Source organism: Dokdonia sp. Hel_I_53, from assembly GCF_007827465.1.
Lineage (GTDB): Bacteria > Bacteroidota > Bacteroidia > Flavobacteriales > Flavobacteriaceae > Dokdonia.
The window spans coordinates 1,004,895-1,020,968 of sequence record NZ_VISL01000001.1 but is presented as its reverse complement, the minus strand read 5'-3'; the positions used below and the strand labels follow the sequence as shown (position 1 = coordinate 1,020,968).

The following is a 16,074-nucleotide window of genomic DNA, read 5'->3' as shown; positions in this document are numbered from 1 at the left end:
TGCTTTGAAAATAACGCTTTCGCGAAAGCGTAACAACCACCTAAATATTTTTAATGAAAAAGAACTTTGACACAAACTCATTAATCGGGATGCTTCTTATGGGAGGTATTCTTATATGGATTATTTATTTCAATAAGCCTACTGAGGCCGAAATTGAGGCTCAAGAAAAATTTAAAACTGAGCAACAAGTACAAGAGCAAGAAGTTGTAACTGATGTTAATACTGTTGAAGCTACTCCAGTAGTTGTCACAGACTCTGTTGATAATGCTGCTTTACGTAATCGCTTAGGTGCATTTGCATACTCTGGATCATTACCTAGTGCTAAAGATGGTGCCACGACTACGATAAGTAATGATCTCATGGATATTACTGTAAGTAATAAAGGAGGGTATATAACGGAGATTAAGTTGCTCAATCAAACTACTTATGATGCACAACCTGTCTATCTTATTAAAGATGGTAATAGTGTTTTTAATGTTAGTTTTAGTACAACAGATAATCGTAATCTCAATACAAAAGACCTCTATTTTGAACCTACTGTAACTCAAAATGGTGAGAATAAAGTGCTTTCTATGAAGCTTAAAGTTTCTGGATCTGCCTATTTAGAATATAGATATGAGCTAAAAAAGGATGACAATATGTTAGATTTTGGACTGCGTTCTCAAAATCTTTCAACCACATTCAATTCCTCAAATCCTATGCGTTTGCAATGGAATTTCAAAGGAATGCGACATGCTCGTAGTCAATCTTATGAGAATAGATATACTCGCCTTACTTATGAATATGAGGGTGATAAGACAGATAAACTATCTCCCTCTGGAGATGATGATGAAATAGAGGAAGATGTAAGCTGGATGAACTATCGCCAGCACTTTTTTAGCTCGATGTTGCTTACGGATACTCCATTTAAAGAAGCAAGACTATCTTCTACAGATATTTTTAAGGATGCAGATGATCGAGACGAGAACACTATTTATACTAAAGAGTATAAATCAGATCTTTTACTAGAGACTAAAAATGGGGAGCTGGACTATGCGATGAATATGTATTATGGTCCTACAGATTATCAAATATTCAACAATTATGATCGAGGTCTTGATGAGGCTATGCCATTAGGTTGGGGAATTTTTGGATTCTTAAACAAATATTTGATTATACCATTTTTTGGGTTCTTAAGCGGTTTCTTACCTGCTGGAATTGCAATAATCGTAATGACTATTGTGATAAAATTATTATTATCTCCAGTACAGTACAAGCAATATACGTCTCAGGCTAAAATGAAAATCCTTAAACCAGAAATCGCAGAAATTTCTGCAAAGTATAAGGATAATGCTATGAAAAAGCAGCAAGAGACTATGGCTTTATACAGTAAGGCTGGTGCAAGTCCTGCAGCTGGTTGTTTGCCAGCACTATTACAAATACCTGTCTTCTATGCGCTATTTACCTTCTTTCCATCTGCTTTTGACTTAAGAGGAAAGAGCTTTTTATGGGCAGATGATTTATCTAGTTATGATGCTATAGCTACATTGCCTTTTGAAATTCCATTTTACGGAGATCACGTAAGTTTATTTCCCATACTCGCAGCGGTGACTATTTTCTTTTCAATGCGATTAACTACTGGAAATCAACAAATGCAACAGCCTACCCAAGAAGGTATGCCAGACATGAGTAAAATGATGAAGTACATGATGTACTTCTCACCATTATTAATGCTTGTATTCTTTAACCAATATGCTTCAGGATTAAGTTTATACTATTTTATATCTAACCTGCTTACTATAGGTATCATTCTAGTGATAAAGAATTTCATTATAGATGAAGAAAAGATAAAAGCTAAGATTGAAACTAAAAAAGCTAAGCCAAAGAAGAAAGGTCGTTTTGCCACAAAAATGGCAGAGATGATGGAGCAGGCTGAAAAACAACAAAAGGCTAGAGGAAAATAGTTAGTTTGTAATTCGCTCTCGAGAAACCATAAAAAAACTCCAGTATTTTAAAATACTGGAGTTTTTAAGTTTTAATAAAACAGTATGAATTTTTTACTCTCTTATCACCCTATCAATAGCGTGTATCACACCATTGCTAGCCTGAATATTAGTGGATATAAACCCACTTGCCATAGTATCTGGTCCTACAATAGCAGGAGTTACTCCATCAATTGTAATTGATGCACCATTAAGAGTTGATACTTCTTCCGTATCAAGACCAGCAAGATCTTCAGCTCTTACATTCATTTCTGTAAGTACGTGTAATTCTAAAGTAGATGCTAGCGTAGCAGTAGGTATATCTCCTAATTCATTTATACCATCAAGATCTTCAATTAAATCTGCAAAAGCATCGTTTGTAGGTGCAAATACTGTAAATGGTGCAGGCGCTGTACCATTTTCAGTTTGTAACGTGGTAACGTAGGTAAAGGAGTCCTCACGAGTTAATGCTGTTACGAGAGATGAAAAATTAGGATCTGCAGTAGCAAATGTCACTAGATCAGGAAGTCCTATAACACTATTAACTACATGAATTACACCATTTGAAGCAACAATATCTGCGACCACAACTTGAGAAGTTCCGTTTAAAAGAACACCATCATCAGTATTAATGTATAAACTTAGTGGTTCGTTATCCATAAATGTCGCTGTAGTATTCACGTAGCTATTAGATAAAGTTGTGGATATGGCTACAGTACTAGGCACTACATGGTTTGAAAGTACTTGTGCAAGTATACCGTTATCTACATCAGAAAGCATCGCACCGTCTAAAAATGTTGTAAACGCTGTATTGGTAGGAGCAAATACGGTAAAATCTGAATCTGTATCGTCCAATAAATCGGTAAATGTTGTATTACCTTCATCTGTAAGTGCAGCAACTAATGATGTTAAATTAGGGTTTGTAGTTGCAAATGTCACAATTGAAGGAAGCTCAATTACAGAGTCTACAGCATGTATAATTCCATTGTCAGTTTCGATATTTTCTGTAGTTACTGTAGATTGTCCGTTAATAACTATTCCGGACGTTGCGTCTATATACATGCTAATATTAGCATTAGTAGAAGATTCTGTGGCCTCTGTTTTTAAATATCCATCCGCATCGGCTGCGAGTTGTGTAGCGTCTAATGTTTGATTTAAAACGTGATTAAGTAATAACTGGGTGAGTGCATCAGTATCAACGTCTTCTAAAGGTGTTCCATTCAAATAATCGTCAAAAGCATTATTATCTGGAGCAAAAACTGTGAATGTGCCAGAACCAGCTAATGTTGCATCTAATCCTGTACGTTGTAACGCCGTAAGTAACGAACTATAATTTGGATTATCGACAACAAAATCTGCAATTGTATTAGATTCTCCATCTATAATATTATCATTGTCGTCATCGCCATCACAAGATATCGCTATAAACAGCGTTAAAGCAATAAATAGTAATTTTGTAAATCTCATTGTGTGTTTCATAATAGCAGTTTTTGATTTTTTTTGTTTAGTATAAAATTAAATATCTTAAACAGTGCGCCCTCTTAATTCTTAGTTAAATGTTAGTTTATAGACTTCTATTATTTTTTTTAATATCTCAAATTCAATTAGTTGCCGCTGCGCAACAATACAATTCACTCGATTCTGAAGGTAGGCGTCATGGACCTTGGCAAAAAATGTATGCTAGTTCCAATCAGCTTAGATATGAAGGAGAATTTAGTCATGGTGAGGAAGTTGGAACTTTTAAATTTTATGACAAGAGTGGGGGACACCCCACAGCAACAAAAGTGTATAACCAAGAATCAAACCTTGTTAAAGTCACTTATTATACTACTTCAGGAAAAAAAGTGAGCTCTGGAAACATGAAAGACCGTAAAAAAGTAGGTGTATGGGTCACTTACCATCAAGATGGGGAGACACTTATGATTGAAGAGTTTTATAACGATGGTGATCTAGATAAAGAACGTATTGTTTATTTTATAAATAAAGCTATTGCACAAAAAGAAATCTATAAAAACGGAAAGAGAGAAGGGGTTACAATATATTATACAGAAGATGGAAAAGTTTTGAAAACTCTTACCTATAAAAATGATCTATTAGAAGGCCCTGCTATAATGTACAATGGCTTAGGTGTTATAGAAGTAAAAGGTTTCTATAAGGATAATAGAAAACACGGTATATGGATCTATTATAAAGAAGGGCAACCTGATGAGAAAATTAAATTTCCTCGAAATAAGATTGGAGTTCAATAGTTATAAATCATATGTATAGGGTCTGTAAGTATTGCCTGTTAATTAGGACTATTATTATGTAATTTTGCAAACTTATTTTGGTGCAGATGTTACGCTTTCGCGAAAGCATAACTAGGACTCATCAACTTTGTAAAAATAATAAATTGGAAAAGTTTATTTACATATGAAAACGGTAGTAGTAGGACTTAGTGGAGGAGTTGATAGTAGTGTAGCTGCTTACTTATTAAAAGAGCAAGGCTATAATGTCATTGGTCTCTTTATGAAAAACTGGCATGATGATTCGGTTACTATATCAGATGAGTGCCCATGGCTAGATGATAGTAACGATGCAATGCTTGTTGCAGAAAAATTAGCAATTCCGTTTCAGACTGTAGATTTAAGTAAGGAATATCAAGAGCGTATCGTTAACTATATGTTCCGTGAGTATGAAATGGGACGTACACCTAATCCTGACGTTCTCTGTAATCGTGAGATCAAGTTTGATGTGTTTATGAAAATCGCATTATCTCTGGGAGCAGATTATGTTGCTACCGGTCACTATTGTCAAAAATCATCCATAACAAAGGATGATAAAGAAATTTTTCAGCTAAAAGCGGGAGCAGATGATAATAAAGATCAGTCTTATTTCTTGTGCCAACTTTCACAAGACCAATTAGCAAAAACTTTGTTTCCCATTGGTCATTTACAAAAACCCAAGGTGCGCGAGATAGCTTTAGAACAAGATCTTGTTACTGCTGGAAAAAAAGATTCACAAGGTTTGTGTTTTATAGGTAAAGTGAGGTTACCAGACTTTTTACAACAGCAATTGAAACCAAAAAAAGGGGTCATTGTAGAAGTGCCTAAGGAAACGATTTTAGAGACCATTGGATCCAAAGCAAAAAGTCATGAATTTTCTGTAGAAGACTTACCACAGCTAGCACAAAAGTACACTTACAATAAGAATGTAGGGAAAGTTGTGGGATCACATGAAGGTGCTCATTATTTTACGATTGGGCAGCGTAAAGGATTAGCTGTAGGTGGTACTCCAGAGCCATTGTTTGTTATTGAAACAGATGTAAAAGAAAATGTGATTTATACAGGTCAAGGCAAAGACCATCCAGGATTGTATAGAAAAGGCTTATTTGTAAAAGAAGAAGAAATACACTGGATAAGAGAAGATTTAAAACTTGCAGTAGATGAAAAATTGCAAGTTTTAGCTAGAATTCGTTACAGGCAAGCTTTAGAAAAAGCGACTTTGTATCGCGTTGAAGGAGGTTTATATGTAATCTTTGACAATCCTCAATCTGCAATCGCCGAAGGTCAATTTGTTGCATGGCATCAAGGGGATGAGTGTTTAGGCTCAGGAGTGATTTCTTAGGATAAATTTGATATTCTCAAACTACTTTCAATCACACGATTCATTAATTCTGAAGTTTTTCAAATTAATGAATATAGGAGGATTAGTAAAATTTTCTATTTTTAATTTTTCGACTACCTTTAAAAGAAATAAGCTTTCAATGCTATTATCTTAATTATTCATCTATGAAAAATCTTTTACCCCTCTTTCTTTTTTTATGTACTCTTAATTTAATATCTCAAGAAGATGCTTGGGTTTTTCTTAACGATAAAGAAAACGTTTCTGAAGCGCTAGCAAGCCCCATTACGATCTTAACTCAAAAAGCAATTGACCGCAAGGAGATGCATAATGTTGCTATTGATGAGCGAGATGTACCCGTAAATGAACATTATATTTCTCAAATTAAATCACAAGATGGAATTACAGTGCTGGCAAAGTCTAAATGGATGAATTGCCTTCACGTACGTGGATCACAGGCTGCAATAGAATCACTAGCCGATTTGAGTTTTGTAAGCTCGATAGACTTTGCAGATAATTCTTTAAATACTAATTCCTCCACATTTCAATTTATTAAAGAAGACCCTGTTGCTGAACAGACACGCGCAGAATTTACCTATGGTAGTACAGAAAACCAAGTGACAATGCTCAATGTTCAAGCCTTACACCAGCAAGATTATACGGGAGAAGGAATGACCATTGCTGTTATGGATTCAGGTTTTCCAGGAGTAGATCAAATAGGAGGTTTTGCTAGATTACGTAATGCAGGAAAGTTATTGAATGGCTATGACTTTGTAGACCGCGAAGAAAATGAGTTTCTATTCAGAGGGAATAATCATGGTACAAAAGTATTATCTGATATTGTAGGGTTTATTACGGATCAATTTGTAGGCACTGCTCCAGATGCCGCAGTATATTGTTTTAGAACTGAAGACACAGCAAATGAAAATCCCGTAGAAGAATCATATTGGGTAGAAGCAGCAGAGCGTGCAGATAGCCTTGGAGTAGATGTCATTAATACGTCTTTAGGATATCGCACTTTTGATAATCCAGCCTATGATTATACCTATGAAGATATGGATGGAGAAACTGCATTTATTTCAAGGGGAGCAACACTTGCTTTTGAAAAGGGAATGCTAGTGGTGACTAGTTCAGGAAATTCTGGTTCTGATAGGATTAGTGCGCCGGCAGACGCAAGAGGTTCATTCACTGTAGGAGCTGTAGATAGTAATGGTAACTATGCAAGCTTTAGTAGTATAGGACCTACTAGCGATGGTCGCGTTAAGCCAGATGTGATGGCAAAGGGTCAAGGGAGTGCGGTTATAGATGAAAACAATATTATTAGGACAAATAACGGGACGAGCTTCAGTTCACCAATTATGGCTGGAGCGGTGGCAAGTTTTTGGCAGGCAAATAGAGAACGTACTAACGAAGCTGTAATACAAGTAATTAGAGAAAATTCTAGCATATTTAATAATCCCAATCCAAGATTCGGATACGGAATTCCAGATTTTGAAGCAGCGTTGCCACAAATTTTAAACACAACGGATTACGCTTTCGCGAAAGCGTACCAAGTCTACCCCAATCCAACCTCGCAAGATGCGACACTCGTATTACCAGAAAACGTTGAGAATGCTGAAATTTTTATCTATGATTTGCTAGGCAAGCAGGTCAAAAATTATAAAACCACAAAGAAAATTTCAACACTGCCCACTTCTCAATTAAAGAGCGGTGTATATATTCTTCAAATTAAAAGCAACAAGTCTCTGTTCACTCAAAAACTTATAAAATCTTAATGAATAAAATCACACAGTTGTTTAATGTAAAATACCCACTTATTCAAGGTGGAATGATATGGAATTCTGGATGGAAGCTTGCTAGTGCAGTAAGTAACGCTGGAGGGCTAGGTCTTATAGGAGCGGCATCTATGTATCCAGATGTTCTTGTAGAACATGTGGAAAAATGTAAAAAGGCAACGGATAAACCCTTTGGTGTAAACATTCCTATGTTATACCCCAATATTGAAGAGCATATGAAAACCGTTGTAGATTATAAGGTTCCCATAGTTTTTACGAGTGCCGGCAATCCAAAACTTTGGACTCAAGAATTAAAGAAGCATGATGTCAAAGTAGTTCATGTAGTAAGTAGTGTCAAATTTGCGCTAAAAGCCGAAGAAGCTGGAGTAGATGCTGTTGTAGCAGAAGGCTTTGAAGCTGGAGGTCATAATGGAAGAGAAGAAACTACAACCTTTACCCTAATTCCTATGGTAAAGGAAAAAATTAAAATACCATTAGTTGCTGCTGGAGGAATTGCAACCGGAAGAGGTATGCTGGCAGCGATGACATTAGGTGCAGATGCTGTGCAGGTAGGTAGTAGATTTGCCGCTAGTAAGGAGTCAAGTGCGAACCAATTATACAAACAAGCCATTGTAGATGCACAAGAAGGAGATACGGTGCTAACTTTAAAAGAACTGGCTCCGGTAAGGCTTATCAAAAACAAATTTTACCAACAGGTAGCTGAGCTTTATCAATCAACTCCATCTAAAGAACAGTTAGTTCAATTATTAGGCAGAGCTAGAGCAAAACGTGGAATGTTTGAAGGTGATTTAGATGAAGGAGAACTAGAAATAGGACAAATCTCTGGACTTATCAATGACATCAAACCTGCTGCCCAAATTGTGTCAGACATGATATTAGAATATACCCAAGCGAGAAAAGAGCTGTTAACTTTTGATAATTGGTAATTCTAAAAATTAATTGTCAAAAAATACAAAAAAGCAGATAGGCACTTAATGTTAATAATAAGTGCCTATCTGCTTTTTACAATTAATGATCTTAATGTTTTTAGTTTGATTTTTTTGTCCATTTTGTGACAATTACCACTTGCTGGCCTTGGATGCGGCCTTCAATATGTTCTTCATTATCGTGGACCAGAGAGATATTACGCATAAATTCTCCACGTTTGGCAGTAAAGTTTGCTCCTTTAACATCAAGGTCTTTAATTAGTACTACACTATCACCAGCCTCAAGCCTTGTTCCATTCGAATCTCTGTGAATTAGTGTATTCTCATCTTCTTCGATATGCTCGCCTGTAGCTTTAGCCCATTCTAGAGTTTCCTCTTCCATGTACATCATATCTAGAAGGTCTTGCGGCCATCCTTCGTTTTTAAGACGCGTTAGCATGCGCCAAGCAACCACTTGTACTGCAGGAACTGTACTCCACATACTATCATTTAGACAACGCCAGTGATTAGGATCTACAAGCTCAGGATTCTCGATTTGTGCTATGCACGTTTTACAGGCTAGAATCTCTTCCTCGCGAGGCTCCACAGTAAATGGAGCAAGGTCATACTGATTAGTACATAACTCACAAACTAAGCTTCTTTTATTTAATTCTCTTAAGCTCACAATATTTAGATTAAATTAAATTTCTCTTTAAGCGAAAACGCGAAGAAACAAAAAATAGCGGATATGTTTGAATAATGTTTATGACTTAATCTTTGCGCAACAATGCTAGTTTGTAAAATTCTTTCCCTAATTGAGATAAGAAAGGCAATCCTACTTCTTCATATTCATAAATAGCATCGTCATAAACACCATTTTTGTTTACTAGAATGGTGGCAGAAAGGAAGAAACAAATGTTATTTTTTTGATCACTAATATAGGACGTTTCTGTCATGGTGCCGAGGCCATATCCCATTTTGTTATAAATTTCTAAGTAATCTGGAGTTTGATTTATGCTATCTCCTTGCATATAGAAATTTTTATAATCACCTACTTCATTAGATAAAACATCAGTTTCTTTATTTGAAGCATTCATGGTCTTTAAAATCCGTAACCGTGTTGACTCTTCTATCTTAAATTGCACATTTTTGTCAAAATTATCTGGAAATACAAGTCTTTTCATTAAAGTATGTAATGATGATAACGGAACGTAATTCATATGACTAAAATCCTTTGCCTCGTTTACAAGGCTGCCTTTTTCAAAATAACCTTTCCCTTTAGATGTATTTTTTAACTGTAATTTTTCAATAGAAGTATCTTCTTTCTTAAAACTACGTACAGGGTCATCTGTATAACCAGGAAAGAAGATAAACTCCTTATGTGTCATAGAATCTGTATTTTCTATATCGAGTCTGTGTGAAATTTGTGAGGGTGAAAGTCCGCTTTCGCGAAAGCGTTTGTTTATAAATTCATTACCTACGAGGTCATATAACCTATTATAGGCGTTTGCATCATTCTCTGTAAGCAGCAGCTCAATATCGTTTGCAACAGAATTTTTTAGAGAATCTTTTGCAATAGCATAGGGTGTATCTAGATTAATTTTATCTATAGATTCCACATACTCTGCAGCAAAGACTGACATAGGTAGCATAACTGTACTAGCTGGATAAAAATATTCATTTTGATCTAATTTGTAACTGTAATCTTTAAATACAATCGCTCCTGTATCTGAGGTATCAATCTCTGTATAAATGATTTGAACTTCGTATATAGCATCATTAGTCATTACATTCTTAATGATAGGGTTTTTAGATCTAGAAACTTTTTCTAAGGGATTGCTACATCCAGTAAGAATGCAAACTAATAGTAGGTAGATTTTATTCATAATTTAAAGATACTCATTCAATAAAAAAAGACCGAGAGCGCACTCGATCTTTGTGATTAAATTAATCTTTTTTATAGAAATCTTCTAAGCTTCCACAAGAGATTCTAGTGGTATTTGATTTACGATAAGATCATCAAAGGTTTCTCTTTTACGGATTAAATGAGCTTTCCCATCTTTCCACATTACTTCTGCTGGTCTATATCTACTATTGTAATTACTAGCCATTGTAAAACAATAAGCTCCTGCATTTTTAAAGGCTAAAACATCGCCCTCAGAAATTTCATTGATACGTCTATTTGTTGCAAAAGTATCTGTTTCACAAATATAGCCTACAACGCTGTAGAAGCGTTGCTTTCCTTTAGGATTGCTTATGTTTTCAATTTCATGCTGACTCCCATAAAGCATAGGTCTAATAAAATGATTAAAACCACTATCAACTTGCGCAAAGACAGTAGAGGTAGTTTGCTTAATAACATTTACGTTGACCAAAAATTTCCCAGCAGCGCTTACTAAAAATTTCCCAGGCTCGAAAGCTAGTGTTAAGGGCTTGCCATACTGTTTTTGAAAATCATTAAATCGTATAGTTAGCTTTTTGCCGAGCTCTTCAATGTCAGTTTCTATATCACCATCTTTATAAGGAACTTTAAAGCCACTTCCAAAATCTATAAATTCTAAATTTTTAAATTTTTGAGCTGTTTCGAAAAGGATTTCTGTAGCGTAAATAAAAACATCTATATCTAAAATATCACTGCCAGTATGCATATGAATACCATTAATATTCATACCTGTGTTTTGTACAATACGAAGTATATGAGGCAGCTGGTGTATACTTATACCAAATTTACTGTCAATATGACCTACAGATATATTTGCATTACCACCAGCCATCACATGCGGATTAATACGAATACATACAGGAACAGAAGGGTGTTTTGTCCCAAACTGTTCAAGAATAGATAGGTTGTCAATATTTATCTGAACCCCCATAGCTGCAGCATGTTCAATTTCTTGTAGTGACACACCATTAGGGGTGTATATTATTTTTTCTGGAGTATAACCAGCCAGTAGGCCTAGCTTCACTTCCTGAATAGATACGGTATCCAAACCTGATCCAAGACTACGCAAATGTTGAAGCACAGAAATATTATTTAAGGCTTTTACCGCATAGTTAAGTCGTAGCTGTTCAATATTTTTAAACGCGTCTGTTAATCTTTTATATTGATTTGTAATAACTTCGGAATTATATACATACACTGGGCTTCCGTGTTGTGTGGCAATATTTAATAAATCTTTATTTGTCATGTAGCTTAATTAAAAATCCAAAATTAATTGAGTTTGTTGAGATGGTGATCTATAATTTATTTTAAAGTTGAACAATAAGGTTAAATGTTGTGAATTATATAACACTTTAAAATTCACTTCGTATATTTTAAATTAAAATAGCAATGATTAGGAGAATATTACCCATGTTTCCACTTGAGCTGGTCGTTTTCCCAAGTGAGAAAATAGCACTACATATTTTTGAAAAGCGATACCAACAACTTATAGCTGATTGTCATAATGAAGCTATAAATTTTGGCATACCCACTTATATCAATAATACCATCGAATATGGAACAGAGGTCAGACTTATCGATATTGTAAAAAAATACCCTTCTGGAGCATGTGATATTATTTGTGAAGGTTTACAAACGTTTAAAATTTCCCGATTTTATAATACATTACACGATAAATTATACGCAGGAGGCGATGTTATCTTTTTAAAGAATGAAGATTGCAATATTGATGTTGGTAAAAGCGTCTTTTTAGAATTGCTAAAACAATTTTACAGCATGTTAGATATAGACACCCCTATAATTCAAGATGAATTCACAAATAGCTACACGCTATCACACAAAATAGGCCTTACTTTTAAACAAGAACATGAATTGCTCAAAATCACTTCTGAGGCAGAGCGATATGCATATATTATCAAGCACTTAAAAACTACTCTACCAGTCTTAAAAGCTATAAATCGAACAAAGGAAACCATAAAGCTTAATGGCCATTTTAAAAATTTTGATCCTTTAGAATTTAAAGATTATACTTAATGAATTGTTTGTAAAGCTTAACATTATAGATAACATTTGATGATATTATGTTAATATTCGTAATTAAATAAGAATTTTTCAAAAAAAATAATTTTTTGAAAATTATTATTCAGGTTATAGCGCGTCTTTTAAGTCAGTTTTTTAAAGTCTTACATTGAGGTGAACTTTCTGTTGTTTAGTTGTAAGTGCTTTATAATATGTGGGTTGTATTTTTTTGTAGGTTTATTACTACTATTATTAATGTATTATAAATAGTTACTGTAAGTCATTAGTAAATTGATAAAAATTCAAAGATTGATTAATTTTTGTGCTAATAATTATGCTTTGCGTGTTAAAAATAGTTAATTTCGTCATGTTCAATAACAATAACCCTAATATTATTTAAAATGAAAAAACAAATTAAAGTTGGAATTTTTGCTTTAGCAGCAATGGCCTTTACATTCACATCTTGTGAAAAAGAATCTGTAGATGCAATGGAAATTGAGGAAGCAGCAGTAGAGGAAGTTAATTCATCTGCAGGTAGAGCAATGGTAACTGATCAAGAGGTTTTAGGTAAAATCACACACCTAGGTCTTGATGCAGGAGTTGTAACAAAAGGTGATTTTCACCTTCCAGATGGATCTGTAGAGAGTCGTATATATATTGGCGATGACTTAGTAGTTACTAATAAACAGTTAGATGCTATTATGGAAGTTGATGGAGCAACTCGTCAGTTTAGAACTAATAACCTTGTGACAGGAAGTAACCGTACAGTAGATATCATCGGTTATACTGGTGGTGGTTTTGCACTTTCTAGTAAGGCTCAAACAGCTTTGCAGTGGGCGGTAAATAACTATAACAGAATTTCTGGATCTGCATTACGTTTTAACCTTACTTTTGGAACAAACTACGGTAATAAGGACATGGTTGTATATGACAACTCAGCAAATAATCCAGGAGTTAGTGGAGGTGTGGCTGGTTTCCCATCAAACGGACTTCCTAATAAATTTGTACAGATTTACGGTCTAGAAGGACTAGATACAAACACAAATGAGCACGTAATCACTCACGAGATTGGCCACTCTATAGGTTTCCGTCACTCTGATTACTATGATCGTGCAAGTTGTGGATCTAATCAAAATGAAGGTACTGCTGGAGTTGGAGCTATCCAATTACCTGGTACTCCAACGAGAGACTTTGACTCTATCATGCAAGCTTGTTTTGGAGCTGGAGAAGATGGTGAATTTTCTTCAAATGATGTAGTAGCATTGCAAGCAATGTACTAAGCTAAGCATTTAAATAAAATTATTTTTAACACCTTGTCTAATTAGGCAAGGTGTTTTTTTTATGCTTTCGCGAAAGCTTAACTTTACATTTTTACGGTTGCTCCAACATAGCTAAACTCGTATCTTAGACTGTCACAAAAGTACTTATGAAAAAATACATCACTCTTGCCGTAATACTTTTTACAGCAAGCACGGCAATAGCACAGTTTTTAGAATCAAAAAAAAACCTACTCACAGAAACGGGTTTTTTTACAACTCACTATGATCAAAGTGAGGATAAACTGTATCTAGAGGTAGATAAGCTTGATACAGAATTTATTTTCGTACACTCATTGCGCACGGGACTTGGAAGTAATGATATAGGTTTAGATCGCGGCCAGTTAGGGGGTACTGCTATTGTGAAATTTCAGAAAGTAGGTAATAAACTACTACTCACACAGCCTAATCAAAACTATAGAGCAATCACAGATAATGAATTAGAAAAAAAATCCATTGAGGAAGCATTTGCAAGATCTGTTCTTTTTGGATTTCCTATAAAAGAGACATCTAAAGGGGTTTATCTCATTGATTTCACACCATTTTTAATGGAAGATACTCATGGAGTAGCTTCTAGACTTAAAAGACTTAAAGAAGGAAACTATAAAATAGATAAAACTAGGAGTGCCTTGTTCTTAGAACGAACTAAAAGTTTTCCAGAAAATACAGAATTTGAATCACTACTCACTTTTAAAGGAGAGGCTACAGGTAGAAATATACGTACTGTAGCTCCTGAGTCTAGTGCAATTAGTATCATACAACATTATTCTTTTGTAGCGCTTCCAGATGATAATTTTTCCCCTAGAACGTTTGACCCTAGGGCAGGTTCTATTGCCACCACCTTTCTAGATTATGCAACCCCAATACAAGATCCCATCGTAAAACGATTTGCAAATAGACATCGTTTAGAAAAATTAGACCCAGAAGCTGAACTTAGTGAAGTAGTAGCGCCTATAATTTATTATTTAGATAGAGGCACACCAGAGCCTGTAAGGTCTGCATTAATTGAAGGTGCAAGTTGGTGGAATGAGGCGTTTGAAGCGGCAGGATTTAAAAATGCTTTTCAAGTTAAAATGCTTCCTCCAGATGCAGACCCAATGGATGTACGTTATAATGTGATCCAATGGGTACACCGCAGTACCAGGGGCTGGAGCTATGGGGCAAGTGTGACTGACCCTCGTACAGGAGAGATCATTAAAGGGCATGTGAGTTTAGGGAGCCTTAGAATAAGGCAAGATTTTTTAATAGCGCAGGCATTAATGAACAAACCTTTTAAGAATGCTGATGATAATTATCAACCTATGCTTGATATGGCTCTGGCCAGAATTCGACAATTAAGTGCTCACGAGGTTGGTCATACCTTGGGTTTTGCTCATAATTTTGCCTCCAGTACGAATGGTCGTGCTAGTGTTATGGATTATCCACACCCTTCATTAAGTTGGAGTGGTGATCAGATTGATTTTTCTGATGCTTACGCTACAGGTATAGGTGTTTGGGATAAAGTGACTGTTCAATACAGTTATGGTATCCCTAAAAGAAACGTAGCTGAGGAGAAGTATCGTTCAAATATTCTCTTAAAAGCAGAAAGTGAAGGGCTCCGTTATATTACAGATAGTGATGCAAGAGCACAAGATGGAGCACACTATAAAGCTCACCTTTGGGATAACGGCTCTAACCCTGCAGAGGAACTTGATCAATTATTGAAATTAAGATCAAAAGCCATTGCTAATTTTTCTATAGAAAACATAAGGACAGGGGAGACACTGTCCACTTTAGAGGATGTTTTTGTTCCACTATATTTTTATCACAGATATCAAACTGAAGCTGCTGTAAAAATGATAGGAGGAATGAATTATAACTATACAGTTAAGGGAGATCCAAACCTAGAAGCAACAGTTATTCTTAGCAATAAAGAGCAAAGGAAAGCACTCGCCAGTGTTTTAAAAACTGTAACTTCAGAGCATCTAGCCATTCCAAAAAGTAAATTAGCACTATTTCCTCCCAGAGCTTATGGATATGGACGCACACGTGAAAGTTTTAAAAGTAATCTTGGAGTTGCTTTTGATCCCTTAGGAGCAGCCGCAACAGCTAGTGATATGACTCTTGGCTTATTACTCAATCCTCAGAGAGCCAATAGAATGGTGTATCAAAAATCAATAGATCAAAACCAAATGGGACTTAATACAATGTTATCTCAACTTGTTAAAGAAACTCTCTTTGCTAAGCAAAAAGATACCTATAAAGAGGAAATCCAGCGATCTATAAATTTTAATGTTGTAAAGCACTTAAAAAATCTAGCTATAAGCCCTATCTCAATACCACAAACAAAAGCATATGCTAGAGCACAATTGAAAACTCTAAGAGCTACACTTTCAAAATCAGTAAAAGATCCACACCATTCTTTTCTAATTGATGAGATCGATGCATTTATGAAATCCCCAGAAAAATTTAAAATTATTCCTTCTCCTAAGATTCCAGATGGATCACCCATAGGTTGTATGGAATAATGCTTTCGCGAAAGCGTATACTTCT

At 35.2% G+C, this 16,074-nt stretch carries 12 protein-coding genes; 8 read left to right on the top strand and 4 right to left on the bottom strand.

The window, feature by feature from the left end; genetic code table 11:
* The first annotated feature begins 53 nt into the window (after positions 1 to 53).
* Complete coding sequence (gene yidC, locus OD90_RS04490; protein WP_144667189.1) at positions 54 to 1,943, top strand: membrane protein insertase YidC; 1,890 nt, start codon at positions 54 to 56, stop codon at positions 1,941 to 1,943.
* A gap of 93 nt (positions 1,944 to 2,036) precedes the next feature.
* On the opposite strand, the gene OD90_RS04485 is transcribed toward yidC, so the two are convergent.
* The gene (locus OD90_RS04485; RefSeq protein WP_186434710.1) at positions 2,037 to 3,440 is read right to left on the bottom strand and encodes a fasciclin domain-containing protein; all 1,404 of its coding nucleotides are present in this window, start codon (positions 3,438 to 3,440) and stop codon (positions 2,037 to 2,039) included.
* A 77-nt stretch (positions 3,441 to 3,517) separates the two neighbouring features.
* On the opposite strand from OD90_RS04485, the gene OD90_RS04480 reads away from it, so the two are divergent.
* From OD90_RS04480 to OD90_RS04465, 4 genes are all read left to right on the top strand, one after another.
* Positions 3,518 to 4,210: a toxin-antitoxin system YwqK family antitoxin gene (locus OD90_RS04480; RefSeq protein WP_144667187.1), complete on the top strand. Its 693-nt coding sequence runs from the start codon at positions 3,518 to 3,520 to the stop codon at positions 4,208 to 4,210.
* A gap of 163 nt (positions 4,211 to 4,373) precedes the next feature.
* Positions 4,374 to 5,567, top strand: coding sequence for a tRNA 2-thiouridine(34) synthase MnmA (mnmA, locus tag OD90_RS04475; protein WP_144667184.1), 1,194 nt, complete (start codon positions 4,374 to 4,376; stop codon positions 5,565 to 5,567).
* Between the two features lie 164 nt (positions 5,568 to 5,731).
* Entirely contained in the window at positions 5,732 to 7,339 is a 1,608-nt protein-coding gene (locus OD90_RS04470) for a S8 family serine peptidase (protein WP_144667181.1), read from the top strand.
* The gene (locus OD90_RS04465) at positions 7,339 to 8,286 is read left to right on the top strand and encodes an NAD(P)H-dependent flavin oxidoreductase (protein WP_144667178.1); all 948 of its coding nucleotides are present in this window, start codon (positions 7,339 to 7,341) and stop codon (positions 8,284 to 8,286) included. Before OD90_RS04470 ends, OD90_RS04465 begins: the two co-directional genes overlap by 1 nt.
* Before the next feature lie 100 nt (positions 8,287 to 8,386).
* Here OD90_RS04465 and OD90_RS04460 read toward each other — a convergent pair whose 3' ends face one another.
* The 3 genes from OD90_RS04460 to lysA form a co-directional block, all read right to left on the bottom strand.
* Positions 8,387 to 8,950: a PhnA domain-containing protein gene (locus tag OD90_RS04460; protein WP_144667175.1), complete on the bottom strand. Its 564-nt coding sequence runs from the start codon at positions 8,948 to 8,950 to the stop codon at positions 8,387 to 8,389.
* A gap of 85 nt (positions 8,951 to 9,035) precedes the next feature.
* Positions 9,036 to 10,151, bottom strand: coding sequence for a serine hydrolase (locus OD90_RS04455; protein WP_144667173.1), 1,116 nt, complete (start codon positions 10,149 to 10,151; stop codon positions 9,036 to 9,038).
* 84 nt (positions 10,152 to 10,235) lie between these two features.
* Complete coding sequence (lysA, locus tag OD90_RS04450) at positions 10,236 to 11,453, bottom strand: diaminopimelate decarboxylase (protein ID WP_144667170.1); 1,218 nt, start codon at positions 11,451 to 11,453, stop codon at positions 10,236 to 10,238.
* Positions 11,454 to 11,596: 143 nt separating this feature from the next.
* On the opposite strand from lysA, the gene OD90_RS04445 reads away from it, so the two are divergent.
* The 3 genes from OD90_RS04445 (at position 11,597) to OD90_RS04435 (ending at position 16,049) form a co-directional block, all read left to right on the top strand.
* Positions 11,597 to 12,241 carry an LON peptidase substrate-binding domain-containing protein gene (locus OD90_RS04445; protein WP_144667167.1) on the top strand — a complete coding sequence of 215 codons (645 nt, stop codon included), beginning with the start codon at positions 11,597 to 11,599 and terminating at the stop codon, positions 12,239 to 12,241.
* A 386-nt stretch (positions 12,242 to 12,627) separates the two neighbouring features.
* Positions 12,628 to 13,506 carry a zinc-dependent metalloprotease gene (locus OD90_RS04440; protein ID WP_144667165.1) on the top strand — a complete coding sequence of 293 codons (879 nt, stop codon included), beginning with the start codon at positions 12,628 to 12,630 and terminating at the stop codon, positions 13,504 to 13,506.
* 146 nt (positions 13,507 to 13,652) lie between these two features.
* Positions 13,653 to 16,049, top strand: coding sequence for a zinc-dependent metalloprotease (locus OD90_RS04435; RefSeq protein ID WP_144667162.1), 2,397 nt, complete (start codon positions 13,653 to 13,655; stop codon positions 16,047 to 16,049).
* Positions 16,050 to 16,074: the final 25 nt, after the last annotated feature.